This window comes from Segatella intestinalis (assembly GCF_029348455.1).
Classification (GTDB): Bacteria; Bacteroidota; Bacteroidia; order Bacteroidales; family Bacteroidaceae; genus Prevotella.
Map to the genome: position 1 here is coordinate 79,798 of NZ_JARJVV010000009.1, position 16,714 is coordinate 96,511.

Consider the following 16,714-nt stretch of genomic DNA (forward strand, 5'->3'; position numbering starts at 1 on the left):
GTATAAGAGCAAAATAGGTAAAATAGTATCAGTGTCTGCTAATTTAATATTATATATTGTGTCAGGAAAATGCGAATTTTGCAGATATAAAATAAATCCGATAATTAAAACCATTAAATTATGAAAAAAACTACTTTTATTCTTTCGCTCTTGCTGATGGCTGTAATGAATGCTTCAGCAGAGGTTATCACTGTATGGGAAGGAACCCAGGCAGGTCATCTTACTTTCTTCAGCGGTGAAGACACTTATAATGCTCTTATGGGCGACGGTGCGGGGCAGGCCCACCTCTCTGCCGGCGACAAAATTGATATTTATTATGCAGGTGCTGTTGAGGGAAGCAAGTTGTGGTTGCAGGACAATGAATGGAATACCTATCCCGCTTCCGTGACAGGTGCAAATGTAGATTTGCTTGCTGCGGGCGACGGTGTTTTCACAGTTAATGTTTCTCAGGAGTTTGTAGATGCAATTAAAGTCAAAGGCTTGCGTCTGCGCCGTGGCGGTAAGGCTGTATACTCTTTCACCAAGGTTAATGTTGTAAAGGGCGATGATGTTCCAGGAGGTGGCGACGAGCCTGGAACTGGTGGCGACGTAAGTTCCAACATTGTTGTATGGGAGGGCTCTTTGGCTTCTATTCTCCGTTTCACTCCCGAGTCCGGCAGTTATCTTGACAATTATAACAAGCTTGTAGGTGATGCAGAAGGTCAGGCAAACCTTTCGGTCGGTGATAAGATAAAGTTCTATTATACAGGTGCAGCAGCCGAAGATCAGGTTTGGTTCCAGGATATGGAGTGGAACAATATCATGGCAATAGATAATAGTTCTCCTACAATTGATGCCGGTGACGGAAGCTATGAGTTTATGGTAAATGCTGCTGCCGTAGAAGCAATAAGGCAGAAGGGTATAATGCTGCGCCGTCCGAGCAGTTCATCATATACCTTTACAAAGGTTGAAGTTATAAAAGCGCAGATAGGTGATGACGTCATTGTTCCAGATGCATCTGAGACAATAGTATGGAGTGGCTCAGCTACAGGAAGCACATCGGTAGATTTCCGCTACGACCCCAACCGTTCGGCACTTCTTGGTGCAGACCTCCAGCCCGGCAAGTTCATAAAAGTATATATGAGTGATGTAGAAGAAGGTGACCAGATTTATATAAAGGAGACTGCTTCGTGGGAATGTCTTAATACACAGACTATAATGACAGCGGGCACACAAGTGTTCAGCATGGAGCTTACGGAGGATATAATCAATAAGATAAAGACTTCGGGAATGATTATACAGCGTCAGGGCAACGGCACCACATACGATTTTGAGATACGTTATGTAACTGTTGCAAATACCGGAACATCAGGCATAGGTTCGGTTGAAAACAATAAGGTTTCCGGCGACAATGCCGTTTATAATCTCTCCGGACAGCGTGTAGATGCGTCTTATAAGGGACTTGTCATAAAGAATGGCAGAAAGTATATTAATAGATAAGTTTATTGATTAGTTGATTAATTTCGCATTGTAGAGCAGACAGGTGGCTCACAGGCGAGTATTCTTTTAGAAACTCAGGATGACACACAGTGCCCTTTAACATGCCGCGGCTTTTTTGGCGGTTTGTTAAAGGGTGTCTGTCTTGTTAATACATAATCGTTGCTTAAGTTATTGATAAACAGTGCTTTATAAATCAACGAAGTCTCTTGTTGCAAAAGGCCGTCTTTTGCAAAGTCACTGTTTTCTTGATTAAATTAGAGTATTATCCTTGTCTTTCTCACCTGTTCACGAAACTCAGACGGTGAGCAGACTTTTCTGTCCTTGAATATGCGATTGAAGTTGCTCAGGTTGTTGAAACCGCAGAAGAAACTTATGTTTGCTATGCTCTCGCTTGTGTCGAGCAACAGCCTTGCCGCATTTCCAAGACGTATGTTTATAAGATATTCGCGAAGCGTGTTGCCTGTATGTAGCTTGAAGAAGCGGCTGAATGCGCTTGTGCTCATTCCTGCAAGGTCGGCAAGCGTTCCTAACCGTATGTCGTCCATATAGTGATCATGTATATATGTCTTGACTTTAAGTATCCGCTTGCTGTCATCCTGTATATTTATTTTCGCATAGCTGTTTGTAGCCAAGGTACGTGCCCCCTTGCACTGTGACAAGTCGTATAATATGCCCATAAACTGATTTACAGCCCAGAAGCTGTCGTTCAGCTTGCTTAGTTGTGTAAGCCGCGGATATACCTGTATTATTGCTTCCATAGGGAAAGCCAGTCCTTTCCGTGCCACATCCATCATTTTGCGTATGCTGCCGAAAGGGTTGCGTGCAAGAAATTCTTCGTCCATCTTCCAGTGGAACTGTATTGTTATCTTATGTATGTTCTCGCTTGTACATGTGTTCTGCTCCCATACATGTTCCAGCTCCTGACTGGTTATGAGCACCAAGTCATAGTCGCCGATTACTTCGCTGTGGTCTCCGATAATTCTTCTTACCCCTGCGGCATGCTCAATAAAATTCAGTTCGAATGCGGCATAGTTGTGTATTGGATAGCTGAACATCATCTTGCACCTGTCTGCAATGTACAGTGAGTCTTGGTCCTGCAAAGGTGTTATCTCGTGCAATATGCGTGTTTCTTTCATGGTATTTGTTTTTAATAATGTATTATGATTATGCCGGTATGAAATAAGCCCGTATTAGTCAAGTATTCCAAAGGCTTACGAGGCAGAGCTTTGTTTATGCAAAAGTAATAAAAACATATAAACGGCAATAAAACTTTGCTTTTTTTGCTTCTGAGCCCGTTTTCTTTGTCTTGTTGTTTGCAGATAGGCAAAATAGTATCATAATGCAGCAAAATAATATAGTATTATGTAATATAAAATTTTTATTTTTGCAGCATAACTTAATAAAAAAGAATATGGCCAAAAAATTAATACTTTTATTTATGTTCGTCATGAGTTCTGCCATGGTATGCATGGCAGAAGAGAATGTTGTTTACAGCGGTCCGGCGAAAGTATGTGGATGGGAGGGTGTAGATTTGCCTGCCGGTGTTTTTGCAGACGCCGGTGCCGGTGATGTTGTCCGCGTCTATGCCTCGGGCTTTTTAGGAGCAGACAATAGCGGTACGGCTGGCTTTATGTCTTCAGGCTCGGCACTGTTTCCTGATGAGACTGAGTTTAAGGTGTACGGCGACTTCACGCTGATAGTTTCTCCTTCGGTATTGTCGAAATTGCGTTCCGGCGGGCTTACCGTTGCGGGCTATAATTATACGATAGACAAGATAACGCTTGAGAAGGACCCCAAGAATAAGGTGCTTTTCAGCGGCAGCGTCGACATAGACTACTATACGCCTACCATCTCCATCCCTAAATTCCAGTTCCAGACGGCAAAGACAGGCGATGTCATAAAAGTATCGGTAAGCAATGTCACTTCTGCTTCGCGCGGATGTCTTCAAAATCATGAGTGGAGCGAGCTTAAGTCCGGATTCAGCGGCTTTGAGATGACCGGCAACTACAGCATGGTTATAGACGAGGCCGTCCTTGCCCAGCTGCATGACGGCGTGCTTCGTGTCCGGGGAGCATATCACACTGTTAATGGGGTGTCACTCTATTGCCCCTCTGCAGGCTATGAAGTGGTTCCCGGTGAAAAGCGTGAGGCAGTCATGATGTTTGGCCTTAACGAGTCGGGTGGGGAGTTTGCCGGAGTTTATCCCGGTGTTGATGGTACCCATTACGGCTATCCCAACTATGACGACCTTGCCTATGCGCGCAGGAAAGGCTTTGGCATTATCCGTCTTCCGTTCCGGTGGGAGCGTGTCCAGCGCCCTTTGGGCTCGTCATCGCTGATAAAGAGCGAGACGGACAAGATAAGGCAGGTACTTGACTGGGCGTCTGAACTCGGGCTTAAGGTTGTTTTCGACATGCACAATTTCGGGCGTTACTGCACATATTGCAACGGCTACAGTTCTGCAAACAACGTATATGCCGTGATAGGAGAGCCGTCGTGCACGCTCGGCCACTTTTGTGATGTATGGCGCATGCTTGCCCGCGAATTCAAGGACTACGAGTGTATATGGGGATATGAGATAATGAACGAGCCGTATGCCATGCTCTCATCCATGCCATGGTTCGACATAGCACAGGCGGCGATATATGCAATACGCGAAGAAGACATGTCCACCCCGATTGTCATCGACGGCGACCAGTTTGCCACGGCGCGCAACTGGGTATATTACAGCGACAACCTGCGTAACCTCAATGACCCGGCCGATAACCTGATATTCTCCGCCCACTGCTATTTCGACAAAGATTCCTCGGGAGAGTATAAGGACAGCTACGACAACTCCGGAGCTAACGTGCAGACCGGTGTCACGCGTGTAAAGCCGTTTGTAGAATGGTGCGGCAAGTATGGCAAGCGCGGGTTCGTGGGTGAATATGGCATTCCTGATGATGACTCACGGTGGAATACCGTTCTTGACAACACGATTTCTTATCTTAAAGAGAACGGCATAGGAGGGACATATTGGTCTGCCGGCCATCGTTGGGGCGACTATAAGCTGGCTGTCCATCCCACAGGCAACTATACCAACGACCGCCCGCAGATGTCGGTTCTGGTAAAATACCAGAGTGTCGGTACAGGCATTGTACAGTTAGAAACCCCTGCCGCCCCTGCCGCCTCGGATGCATGGTACACCCTTCAGGGGGTAAAGGTCGGGAATCCCGGTCACGGCATCTTTATACATAAAGGAAGAAAGGTTGTGAGATAATAGGCAGAAAAGTATCATTATCGGATAAAAAAGTGTAAAAACAAATGAATTCTAATGCTTATCTTTGCATTTAAAAAAACATGGCAACAATGATGACACTTAAATCATATATAGCCGCAATGCTGTTTCTGGCAATCATTGCAGTGCCTGAACTTAAAGCCCAGCGCATTGTGGTACTTGGCTCTTCCACAGCTGCTGGTGCCGGTGTCAGCTCACCCGACAAGGCCTGGGCCTCGCGGGTGTCGGCATGGCTTGCGGACAATCATCCCGGCAGCACATTGATAAATCTTGCAAAAGGCGGATACACCACATGCCGGATAATGCCCTCGGGCACGCCGTGTTATCAGGCGCGCGAGCACCTGCTCTGCGTAGACACGCTCAGGAACATAGACAAGGCTTTGTCGCTGCATCCGGACATACTTATTATAAACATGCCCACCAATGATACTTCGCACGGCATTAGCGTAAAGACGCAGATGAAGCATTTCAAGATAATTACAGACAAGGCGCGCAAAGCCGGTGTGGAAGTCTTTATAACAACATCGCAGCCGCATAACTTTGGCGAACAATACCGGCCTCCATATACTGCCTGTAATGCTCCCGATGCCTCAAAGCAGCATTACCGTAATTGGTTCGGCGAATTGTCAAGGAAGATAAAATACCGCTATGGAAGCCATGCCATAGACTTCTATACCAACATAGCCACCCCCGACGGACTGGGGTTCATATCTCCGGCATACGACTCGGGCGACGGCGTTCATCTCAACGATGCGGCGCATTATATTTTTGCAAGACGCGTGATAGACAAGTTAATTATATTATATAAAACGAAGAACCTATGAACAAGAAACCAGAATTATTGCCTTCGTGCAGGTTGAATCTGCCAGGAGGCAAGAAGAGAATCCTTCTCGTGCTTTTGGTCATGATGCTGAGCGTTGTTACAAGCTTCGCCCAAAGTGTCAATGTCAAAGGGCGGGTTATTGACAAAAACGGCGATCCTGTTATCGGTGCAACTGTCGTTGAAGTTGGCAGCAAAGGCAACGGCACTGTCACGGATATCGACGGAAACTACAGCATTACCCTTAAAAGCCGTTCTTCGCAAGTGTCGTTTTCGGCCATCGGATACGAGACGATGAAGGTAGGCGTGAAGGGACGCACGGTTATTGATGTCGAAATGAGAGATGATGTCTATATGATTGACGAGCTTGTTGTTGTCGGTTACGGAAAGATGCGCAAGAGCGACCTTACCGGTGCCATGGCTTCCATAAGCTCGGAAGAGCTGATGCGCGGAACGCCGACCGACTTCGGCAGCGGACTGCAGGGTAAGATTGCCGGTGTGCAGGTTAACCGCAACGACGGTGCTCCCGGTGCCGGAATAAGTATAACGATACGTGGTGCGAACTCTACAAGTACGAGCACGCAGCCGCTGTATGTAATTGACGGCATACCGTTTGAGGCGAGCGGCACTCCGAAGAGTGACGCAAACTCGGGCAACAACACCGTTGACAACCCGTTGTCTATGATTAATCCCAATGACATCGAGAACATCGAAGTTCTTAAAGACGCATCGGCCACGGCGATATACGGTTCGCGCGGTGCTAACGGCGTTGTCCTCGTCACCACCAAGCAGGGTAAGGCCGGCGCGCAGCGAATAGAGTTCTCTGCCAACTGGGGTATCATGAAAATATCCAAGAAAGTGAAGATGCTTGATGCATACACTTATGCAAACTATGTAAACGAAGGAATTGTCAACGGCAGCATTTACGACGGTCTTGTTGCCGGAAACCCGTCTTATTCGGGCAAGTGGAGCTATCGTTACGATTCTGACAACAACCTTATACCCGAATCAGGAAGCTACCATCCACTTCCCGAAGACTTCCTTACGCCCGGATGGCATACCGACGGCTATGGCAATACAGAGTGGGTTGAAGGAACAAACTGGCTCGACGAAGTTACGCAGACAGGCTCGGACCAGACCTATAACCTGAGCATTTCGGGCGGAAGCGACAAGAGCAACTATGCTATATCAGGAAACTATACAAATCAGGAAGGTGTAATCAAGAACTCTGGTTATGAGCGTTATACATTCCGCACTAATGTAAACTCAAATCCGCTTAAGTGGTTGAAGGCAGGCTTGAACATCAACTTCACCCACTCAGAAAACAAGTTCTCAAAAACTAATTCATACGATTACAGTATAATCCGCTCGGCACTTATCTACCTGCCGACAATATATGTAGGTGACAAGTCTGATGCGGACACATACGCGTGGCTGTCTGCCAACCCGCGTACATACGTCAATACGGCAAAGGATGAGATGGTTACGACGAACGTTTTTGCATCATCATATCTTGAGGCACGTATCGCGCCATTCCTCTCGTTCCGCCAAAATCTCGGTATAAGCAACATCAACCGTGAGCGCGACACCTATTATAATAGAGAGACAGGTGAAGGCAAGACTGCCAAGGGACGTGCGGGCAAGGCCGACAACTGGAACACCCACATCACGTTAGAGTCGATGCTTACGTTTGACAAGACTTTCGGAAAGCACCACCGCCTTAATGCCGTTGCTGCGTTTACATACGAGCGCAGCAACTGGGGCGGCAAGTCTATCACGGCAAGCAACTTCCCTACAGACCTTACGCAGGACTACGACATGAGCGCGGCAATGACAATCGACACGCCGACGAGCGACCGTGGACGCTCAACCATGGTGTCGTTGCTCGGACGTGTGAACTATACTCTCATGGACCGTTATATCGCGACGCTGTCGTATCGCCGTGACGGTTCGAGCAAGTTTGCCGAAGGAAACAAGTTCGCAAACTTCGCGTCAGGAGCGTTGGCGTGGAACATATCGGAAGAGAAGTTCATCAAAGACCTTAACATCTTTTCAAATCTTAAGCTCCGTGTCAGCTACGGACAGACCGGCAACCAGGCTCTGTCAGACTATATGACAATGGACAGGGTGCGTGTGGCAAACTATCCGTTGGGAGGCTCTTTGAACGGCGGTTACACGTATGACACCGGCAGCGGTCCGCGAAACACCAAGCTGCGCTGGGAGACAACAGACCAGTTTAACGTGGGTCTTGACATGGGCTTCATGCGCAACCGTCTTAGCTTCAGCATGAACTGGTATCTGAAGGAAACCAACGACCTGCTCCAGACCATTTCAATCCCTACCAATACAGGATACAGGACAATGTGGACAAACAGCGGAAGCGTGCGTAATACCGGTTTTGAGCTGTCGGGTAACTTCGTGGTGGCTGACACCCGCGACTGGGGCTTGGAAGTGGATGCAAACATATCATGGAACCGCAACAGACTGTTCAACCTCCCTGCCGACCAGTATGCCTCACAGCTCTGGTATGGTGCAAGCCAGGTGTTCATACAGCGTAACGACATGCCTATAGGTGCGATATACGGATATGTAGAGGACGGCTTCTATGACAACATTGCCGAGGTGCGTGCCGACCCGATGTACCGCACGGTGTCCGATGCTGAGGCACAGCGCATGGTTGGTGAGATAAAATATGTTGATGTTGACGGCGACGGACAGCTTACGGCAGACCGCGACCGTGTTGTCATCGGCGATACCAATCCAGACTATACCTACGGATTTAATGTCAGCGGACGCTGGAAGAAGCTTAGTCTGAGCATGTTCTTCCAGGGAACACAGGGCAATGATGTCTATAACGGTAACCTGATGATGATAGGAATGTCAAGTATCGGCAATATCACACAAGATGCATACAACACACGTTGGACTCCCGAAAATGCGTCTATTGCAAAGTGGCCGCGCGTGACAACGGCAATGACCCGCAACATGCTCCTTTCAAACCGCTATGTTGAGGACGGCTCATACTTCCGCCTTAAGACCGTAAGTCTTGAATATGATTTCGGACGCATAGCAAGAACGGTGGGGCTGAGAGCATATTTCACGGCTTCGAACCTCTTTACGATAACGGGATACAGCTGGTTTGACCCGGATGTGAACGCTTTCGGAACGGATGCTTCGCGCCGTGGTGTGGATATAAACTCATATCCAAATAACAGGAGTTTCTCTTTCGGAGTCAAGCTTACCTTATAACATACACACTGTTCAATCAATAGAAAGATGATTATGAAAAGCAAAATATTTCTATCAGCCGTTGCCTGTGCGATTATGTCGGTTCCCATGTTTACATCGTGTGAGGACTGGCTTGAAGAGAAGGCATATACATTTGTCACGACAGATGACATACCAAACAGTAATGAAGGTGCCGACTCGTGGACGCTCGGTGTCTATAACTCGTTGTTCTCAGACATGTTCATGTACGGTTCGTTCCCGCGGCCGCTTGACTACGACTGCGACTATATATCGGGCGCAGTGTGGCAGTTCTCAGAGTTCGGAAGCGGTAACTTCCAGGGCGGCACGTCGCAGGCAGATGCCATGTGGAACGGCATGTACGCCCTCATAAACAAGGCGAACAAGGCAATTACCAATGTAAAGGCACTTGACGGGGCAACAGAGCGTCACCGCGACAATTGTCTCGGAGAGCTTTATTTCCTCAAGGCGTGGGCGTATTTCATGCTGACAAGGGCATACGGTGATATTCCCATACACTCTGTAAGTGTGGATGAGGAAGGGACATACGACAACTTCCCGCGCATACCTATAAAGGATGTATACGAGAAGACGATAATTCCGCTTCTTGACGATGCCCGCACCATGCTTTATAAGAATACGGAAGGAGCATATACGCCCGGACGTGTCAATGCGGCTTCTGCCGCCGGACTGGAGGCAAAGGTGTATGCCACGATGGCTGCCGGGGCAACAGCCGAGGGTGAAGACATAGTTGTGAAGACCGGCATACCTTATGTCGTGCAGAATATAAACGGAACGGCGACAAAGGTATATACGGACCCGGTGAAGACGCTGATGCACAAGAGTGTTGTTGCGGGGTATGAAAACTTTGACGCAAGAGACTGCTGGCAGAAAGCCTACGACCTGGCAAAGGCGGTGAAGAAAGGTGACTATGGTAAAATAGAACTTTCCGATTATTCAGACCTTTGGAGCAATTCTGGAAAGACGGCATCGGAGCATCTCTTCTCATTGCAGACAATATCGGGTGACAATATGTTCGGTACGCTGTTCTCATATCACTACTGCGGTATGACGAATGCGGCAGGTCATGTGGTAAACAGCCTTACGGTTGGTATGCGCTGGCACTGGTACATGCTGTTTGAAGAAATGGACCATCGAATATACGAGGGTGTCCTGCATGCCTGGATACGCGAGGGGTCCGATACAAGCTGGGGCGGCGGCTCATACTTCCCGAACTTCGGTATATGGCAGAAGAGGGTAGAGAACCGTGAAGCACCTTACGACAATACGGACGTGACGTCGAGCTGGCGTTGCGACGGTGCAGGCTCTGAGCAGTTCTTTGCTTTCCAGACAAAGTATCTTCAGCAGATAAGCGACCGTTCTCTCAGCCGTACTGATGCCAATTATCCTTTCCTTCGCTATGCGGATGTGCTTCTCATTCTTGCCGAGGCGGCAAACGAACTTAACGGTCCTACGCAGGAAGCGGTGAGCGCACTGAACCAAGTACGCGAACGCAGCAATGCCACACCGCGTGACATAGAGCAGTTTGAAGAAGGAACAACCGTGAAGGTTGACGGTGTGAACACAAAGGTTTCACCTAAAGCTTCGTTGCGTTCTTCCATAATAGAAGAGCGTGCCATGGAGCTTGCCCTTGAGGGAGACCGCCGCTGGGACCTCATACGCTGGGGTATATACCTGCCTGCCATGAACGCATTGGGCGGTTCCGACGAGGCGGGAAATGTAAAGGAACGTTCTGAGAAGCATCTCCTGTTCCCCATTCCTGTTCTTGAAGTTCTGACAAACAAAGGTATAACAGCCAACAATCCTGGTTGGAACTAATTAATTGAAACGATAAAGTAAAACAAAAATACGACAGAAATATGAAACGTGTATCATTTTCTATTATATGTGTCTGTATGTTGTTTGGGTTTATGGCATGTGACGACATAACGCAAGTTGATGAAGTCCTTGCCGGTGAAAATATACCTAATGCAGGCGCTCCTGCCATTACAAAGATTGTCATGGCAAACGATGCGGAGGGAACACCGATAGAAACGGCAGCATTCACTCAGGTGGTGCGTATCGAGGGCACTAACCTCGGCAATGTCACCTCATTGAAGTTTAATGATGTGGATGTGGATTTGAGCGAGGTATACTCAAGTTACGGCGCTGTGCTTGCAAAAGTGCCGAGGGTGCTTCCCGGGACGGTTACCGACCGTGTGTATGTGCAGACAGACCTGGGCGAGACATCAGCTCCGCTGAAAGTGACAATCCCTGAGCTGAAGATACAAGGACTTTATTGTGAGTATGCACAACCTGGCGACACCACATATATCCAAGGCAACGACTACGACCTGTACGGCATAACGGCAGAAGATGCAATCGTTAAGGTTGGCGACAAGGATGTTAATGTGCTTGCCGCGTCAGAGACAGAGCTGATGATACAGATACCCGGCAACGCAAAAATGGGCGATCCGGTTACTGTGCAGGGCACCAAGATGGCAGAGCCGGTAACACTTGATTATGCAAAACCGGGCGTGTCAGAACTGTTCGACTTCAACAATTGGCCCGGTTACGGTGCATTCACTCATGCAAGCAAGTATTCGTGGGCACCTAAAGATTTCCTGTACAGCAAATTCACGGCAGGACCTGACGATCCCCAACCTTTAGGGCGTGACGGCAAATACATACGCTTTAAAGACGATGTTAATGCCTGGGGCTGGATGGTATTCTGGGCTGGATATATAGACTTGCCAGCCGATGTGGCAGCCAATCCGCAGGATTATCAGATGCGCTTTGAGTTTTGGAATGACCAGAAATATCCGTTGAATTCCAATTACAGGATTATGTTCGGCAACTATCAGTGGTATCCCGGCGGTGACGGTGTAGCCCTGAATACCAAAAACCAGTGGAAGACAATACGCATAGACCTTGACGAAGAAGACCCCGAAGGGCATGTGCTTGTTCCCGCAGGTACAGACAGTAGCGTACGCTACTCGTTCATGATAATATTCTCGCCCACCTCGGCGCAGACCTATAACGTAGCAATGACAAACTTCCGTTTTGTAAAAAAATAATAAGACATGAAGAATATTAAGTTTATCAATATAATCATGGCTCTTGCACTGGTGTGCTTTGGGCTGACGGCTTGCAGCAGTGATAATGACGACAATGGTGGAGAAGGCGGAGGAGGCACCGGTGGCGGAGGCTCCGTGGCAAAACTGGCAGAGCCGTATTTCGGTGTCAACATGTCAGGTGCGGAGTTTGCCGCTGTCTATCCTGGCATAGACGGCACGCATTATGGCTATCCGACACGTTCTGATATTGAGTACTTTGCCAATAAAGGATTTAAGCTTATACGTTTCCCGTTCAGGTGGGAACGCATACAGAAGCAGCTTGGCGGCGAACTCGATCAGGTGGAGCTTGCAAAGATGAAGGCTGTTGTCAGTGCGGCGCAGGAGCTTGGTGTATACGTAATACTTGACCTGCACAACTTCGGGCGTTACTGTACGTACAGCAACGGGTATAGCTCGGCAGACAACAATTATGCCATATTAGGCTCTCGCACATGCTCTACTGCTCATTTCTGTGACTTGTGGAAACGTTTGGCGCAGGAGTTTATGGGATATACAAATGTATGGGGCTATGACATAATGAACGAGCCCCACAATATGCTCAGCTCTTCACCATGGGACAAAATAGCCCAGGAATGTATAGACGCAATACGCGAGGTGGACAGGCAGACTCCCATTGTTGTTGAGGGGAACGAGTTTGCATCGTCAAGCAAGTGGACAAATCTCAGTCAGGATTTGAAAGACCTTACAGACCCTTCAGACAAGCTCATATTCCAGGCACATGTCTATTTTGACAATGATGCCAGTGGCAAATATGTCAAGGATTATGACGGCGAGCAGGCAACAGAGGATATAGGTGTTGAGAGGCTGAAGCCGTTTGTTGAGTGGTGCAAGAAGTATGGCAAGCAGGGCTTTGTCGGCGAATACGGCGTTCCTGACAACGACCCGCGCTGGCTTGTCACCCTTGACAAGGCGCTGCAATATCTTTCTGAAAACGGCATAGGCGGCACATACTGGTCTGCCGGTCCGCGTTGGGGCGACGATGCCCTTGCCGTGCAGCCGATAAACGGGCAGGACAGGCCCCAGATGTCTGTTATCGTAAAGTATCTTAAGGCAGAATGATGATGTTTCTTATGAGCAGAATAAAGATTATTATTATTATGTTGCTGATTACTGTGGCTGCCTCTGCTGTCACTCCGGTGAAGAGGTGGGGACAGTTGCAGGTCATAGGCAACCAGTTGTGTGACAGCAGGGGAGAACCCGTGGTGCTTCGTGGCGTAAGTCTCGGGTGGCATAATCTGTGGCCCCGTTTTTACAATGCAAAGTGTGTGAAGTGGCTCCGCGACGACTGGCACTGTACCGTGCTGCGTGCGGCAATGGGTGTATGCATTGAAGACAACTACAAGGAAAACCCGGAATTTGCACTGTCGTGCATGAACAAAGTAATTAAGGCAGCCATAAAGAACGGGATATATGTCATAATAGACTGGCACACCTATTATCCTGAAAAGGATGAGGCTGTCAAGTTTTTCGGCATGATGGCAAAGGAATACGGCAAGTATCCGAATGTCATATATGAGATATACAACGAGCCGATGGAGGATACATGGGAGAGTGTCAGCGACTATGCTTATGCCGTAATAGCGGAGATACGCAAGTACGACGAGGACAATATCGTTCTTGTAGGTAATCCGCACTGGGACCAGGACCTGCATCTTGTGGCGGAACGCCCGTTGAAAGGGCTGACAAACATAATGTACAGTCTTCATTTCTATGCGGCCACTCACGGTCAGGAACTGCGCGACCGTGCCGAGGCGGCATGGAAGCAAGGCATTCCTGTCTTTGTAAACGAATCGGCCGGAATGGAGTGTACCGGTGACGGGCCGCTTGACATGGATGAGTGGCAGCGCTGGACCGACTGGATGGAGGCACACCGCATAAGTTGGGTAAACTGGTCCATTTCCGATAAGAACGAGACATGCTCGATGCTTATTCCAAGGGCCCGCAAAGACGGCCGCTGGACGGATGATGTCATAAAACCCTATGGCAGGATTGTAAGGGCTAACCTGCGAAAATACAATAAATGACCCCCTCTGAGGAGGAGCATGGCAAGTTACGGTCTGAAAGGTGGCATTCCGGCCTGCAAGACATGGCCTTTTGCAAATCAGGCAGAGGCGGAAGAAAACTGTAAGCAAAAGCCCCTTGAATATAACAGACTGTAAGTATTTGCCATAAAAGCTAAAGGCAATTCTGACAACAAGTAATAAAGACGATATAATGAATAAACTTTCTATCATAGTAATATGCCAGATGTTTGTAGCATGCCTTGCATGTGCCCAGTCTTCGCTTGACGATATTGACCGCCGGGCGTGGCACGATGCCGTGTCTCCCCTTCAGATGAAGGCGGCAGGCATGTATCCTTTTTCTGTGAAGAAAATAAAGTCATGCGCTTCAGACAGGGTACAGTCTTTGAGCGGTATTTGGACCTTGTCGGGAGCAGACGGCATAAATTCAGATATATCTGTTCCGTGCCGTGTTCCCGGCAGCATACATACGGCATTGAAAGAAGCGGGAATTATTCCTGACCCGTGCGTTGGACGGAACGATACAGCGGCGGAGCGGAGGTCGTATCAGCGCTGGTATGTTACGCGGACGTTTTATTATGACGGTACAATGTCCAGTCCGTTATTGTCTTTTAAAGGTGTGGCAAATAAATGCCGGGTATTTGTCAACGGTGTGCCTGTGGCTGAGCACGAGGGCATGTTCGGTGGTCCAGATATAGCGGTGGATAAATATCTGAAGCGCGGCGAGAATGTCATAAAGGTGGAACTCCTGCCGATACCCAAGATTTATAACGGCGGCTGGCCGGCAACGGCAAATGAGGCATGGAAGCATACAGTCGTGTCAAACTGTGTGTACGGCTGGCATTATTCAAAGATACCCTCAATGGGTATATGGAATGATGTGCACCTCGTAGACCGCCCGGACTTGCGGATAGAAAATCCGTTCTTCATCACCCGTTCCGTGAAAGGTGACATGCGGATGCAACTTACGCTCCCGAAGGAGACGACAGGAGAAATACGTTTGTTGGTCAGGCCTTATAACTTTGAAGGCAGGCCGCAGGCTTTTGTAACCACGATAAACAAAGTCAAAGGGAATGCCGCTTTTGACTTTAATATAAAAAAGCCGTGTCTGTGGTGGCCGAACGGCACCGGCAGCCAGAACCTATACGATGCTGAAGTGCAACTTGTGGCTGACGGAAAGGTGCAGTCGGTATGTGCACGGCGTTTCGGCGTAAGGACTGTTGAGATGAAACCGTTGCCGGAAGGAGAGCGTGAGGACTTATACAACTGGACTTTCTGTATCAACGGACGTGACATGTTCGTAAAAGGGACGGGCTGGTGCATGATGGATGCCTTGCTTGATTTTTCAAAAGAACGTTACGACCGTTTCTTGTCCGTTGCCCGTCATCAGAATATCCAACTGATAAGGGCATGGGGCGGAGGAATGCCGGAAACGGACATATTCTATGAGCTTTGTGACGAGAAGGGTATTATGGTCATGCAGGAGTGGCCCACGGCATGGAACAGTCATGAGACACAGCCGTTCGGCATGCTGGAGGAAACGGTTGCCCTCAATACCGTACGTTTGAGAAATCATCCTTCGCTTGTAATGTGGGGAGGAGGCAATGAATCGGATAAGCCTTATGGTAAGGCCATAGACATGATGGGGCGTCTTAGCGTGGAACTTGACGGCTCCAGGCCGTTTCACCGTGCGGAGGCATGGGGCGGCAGCCGCCATAACTACAACTGTTGGTGGGACGAGATGCACCTTAATCACAATCTTAACATGACTGCGCGCTTCTGGGGAGAGTTTGGTGTGCCGTCGCTGCCTCATGCGGAGACGGTAAGGAAATATCTTGACGGTGAGAAATATGTATGGCAGCCGGATAAAGAATCGGCATTCACCCATCATACTCCTATATTCGGAACTAACGGAGAGATAAGCCGGCTGGGACAGTATGCCGGATATTTCACATCATTGGAAACTCTGGAAGACGCCGTGTTAGGTTCTCAGATGTCGCAGGTAGTAGGCGTAAGGCATACTCTTGAGCGTGCCCGGACAATGTGGCCTAATACAACCGGTGCCCTTTATTATAAGCTGAACGATAACTATCCGGGACTGTCATGGTCGAGTGTAGATTATTATGGTGCGGTCAAGCCGCTGCATTATTTTGCGCGCCGTGCCTTTGAACCGGCAACGACAGTCTTGCTGCTTGACAGGACAAACATGGCGGGGCAGGAGGTGAAGATACCTTATTATCTCCTTGACGACAATAACATCGTTACCGGCAAGACCGTTAAGGCACGTCTGTCGGTATGGAACCATAAGATGCAGTGCGTACTTGACACGGCGATATCGGTAAAGCCTAAGGGCAGAGTTGATAAGATTGCAGATATCGTTCTGACGAAGGAGCAGACGTTGAGCGAGATGTTGTACATGAAGACAGACCTCATTAAGGACGACGGTACGCTTGTGGCAAGAAACTGGTATTTCTGCAACTACGATACACGTCGTGGCGGAATGCTTGAGTCGCGGGCGGCGGATGTCCGTACGGAACAGGACGGGAAAAACATAACAATAACCAATATATCGGCATTTCCTGCCGTGGGTGTTACCGTCGATGTCCCTGGGCAGTCGTCACAGTTGCTATTGTCTGATAATTATTTGTGGCTTGATCCGGGAGAGACGGTAACGGTTGGCTCCAATATATCGTGTCCTGCCGTGGTCAGTTGGTGGAACTCAAAAAATAAATGA

Annotated in this window: 10 protein-coding genes; 9 read left to right on the top strand and 1 reads right to left on the bottom strand. The window is 48.5% G+C overall.

Annotated elements, in window-relative coordinates:
• The first annotated feature begins 120 nt into the window (after positions 1 to 120).
• The gene (locus tag P3T48_RS07505; protein ID WP_276506244.1) at positions 121 to 1,479 is read left to right on the top strand and encodes a hypothetical protein; all 1,359 of its coding nucleotides are present in this window, start codon (positions 121 to 123) and stop codon (positions 1,477 to 1,479) included.
• 254 nt (positions 1,480 to 1,733) lie between these two features.
• On the opposite strand, the gene P3T48_RS07510 is transcribed toward P3T48_RS07505, so the two are convergent.
• Entirely contained in the window at positions 1,734 to 2,615 is an 882-nt protein-coding gene (locus P3T48_RS07510; RefSeq protein ID WP_276506245.1) for a helix-turn-helix domain-containing protein, read from the bottom strand.
• 275 nt (positions 2,616 to 2,890) lie between these two features.
• Between P3T48_RS07510 and P3T48_RS07515 the strand changes: the two genes are divergently transcribed.
• The 8 genes from P3T48_RS07515 to P3T48_RS07550 all read left to right on the top strand — a co-directional run bounded on the left by P3T48_RS07515 (position 2,891) and on the right by P3T48_RS07550 (position 16,714).
• Entirely contained in the window at positions 2,891 to 4,738 is a 1,848-nt protein-coding gene (locus P3T48_RS07515) for a glycoside hydrolase family 5 protein (protein WP_276506246.1), read from the top strand.
• Positions 4,739 to 4,827: 89 nt separating this feature from the next.
• Positions 4,828 to 5,580, top strand: a complete 753-nt coding sequence (locus tag P3T48_RS07520; RefSeq protein WP_276506247.1) for an SGNH/GDSL hydrolase family protein — start codon at positions 4,828 to 4,830, stop codon at positions 5,578 to 5,580.
• Positions 5,577 to 8,825, top strand: coding sequence for a SusC/RagA family TonB-linked outer membrane protein (locus P3T48_RS07525; protein ID WP_443217178.1), 3,249 nt, complete (start codon positions 5,577 to 5,579; stop codon positions 8,823 to 8,825). Before P3T48_RS07520 ends, P3T48_RS07525 begins: the two co-directional genes overlap by 4 nt.
• 33 nt (positions 8,826 to 8,858) lie before the next feature.
• Positions 8,859 to 10,661 carry a RagB/SusD family nutrient uptake outer membrane protein gene (locus P3T48_RS07530; RefSeq protein ID WP_276506248.1) on the top strand — a complete coding sequence of 601 codons (1,803 nt, stop codon included), beginning with the start codon at positions 8,859 to 8,861 and terminating at the stop codon, positions 10,659 to 10,661.
• 41 nt (positions 10,662 to 10,702) lie between these two features.
• Positions 10,703 to 11,899 (top strand): glycan-binding surface protein, encoded by a 1,197-nt coding sequence (locus P3T48_RS07535; protein ID WP_276506249.1) that lies wholly within the window; start codon positions 10,703 to 10,705, stop codon positions 11,897 to 11,899.
• A 6-nt stretch (positions 11,900 to 11,905) separates the two neighbouring features.
• Entirely contained in the window at positions 11,906 to 13,018 is a 1,113-nt protein-coding gene (locus P3T48_RS07540) for a glycoside hydrolase family 5 protein (protein ID WP_276506250.1), read from the top strand.
• Positions 13,019 to 13,020: 2 nt separating this feature from the next.
• The gene (locus P3T48_RS07545) at positions 13,021 to 13,983 is read left to right on the top strand and encodes a glycoside hydrolase family 5 protein (RefSeq protein WP_374685540.1); all 963 of its coding nucleotides are present in this window, start codon (positions 13,021 to 13,023) and stop codon (positions 13,981 to 13,983) included.
• Positions 13,984 to 14,173: 190 nt separating this feature from the next.
• The gene (locus tag P3T48_RS07550) at positions 14,174 to 16,714 is read left to right on the top strand and encodes a glycoside hydrolase family 2 protein (protein WP_276506252.1); all 2,541 of its coding nucleotides are present in this window, start codon (positions 14,174 to 14,176) and stop codon (positions 16,712 to 16,714) included.

Coding starts and splice junctions, on each gene's coding strand:
- P3T48_RS07505 (WP_276506244.1), top strand. CDS start 121: ATGAAAAAAACTACTTTTATTCTTTCGCTCTTGCTGATGGCTGTAATG.
- P3T48_RS07510 (WP_276506245.1), bottom strand. CDS start 2,615: ATGAAAGAAACACGCATATTGCACGAGATAACACCTTTGCAGGACCAA.
- P3T48_RS07515 (WP_276506246.1), top strand. CDS start 2,891: ATGGCCAAAAAATTAATACTTTTATTTATGTTCGTCATGAGTTCTGCC.
- P3T48_RS07520 (WP_276506247.1), top strand. CDS start 4,828: ATGATGACACTTAAATCATATATAGCCGCAATGCTGTTTCTGGCAATC.
- P3T48_RS07525 (WP_443217178.1), top strand. CDS start 5,577: ATGAACAAGAAACCAGAATTATTGCCTTCGTGCAGGTTGAATCTGCCA.
- P3T48_RS07530 (WP_276506248.1), top strand. CDS start 8,859: ATGAAAAGCAAAATATTTCTATCAGCCGTTGCCTGTGCGATTATGTCG.
- P3T48_RS07535 (WP_276506249.1), top strand. CDS start 10,703: ATGAAACGTGTATCATTTTCTATTATATGTGTCTGTATGTTGTTTGGG.
- P3T48_RS07540 (WP_276506250.1), top strand. CDS start 11,906: ATGAAGAATATTAAGTTTATCAATATAATCATGGCTCTTGCACTGGTG.
- P3T48_RS07545 (WP_374685540.1), top strand. CDS start 13,021: ATGTTTCTTATGAGCAGAATAAAGATTATTATTATTATGTTGCTGATT.
- P3T48_RS07550 (WP_276506252.1), top strand. CDS start 14,174: ATGAATAAACTTTCTATCATAGTAATATGCCAGATGTTTGTAGCATGC.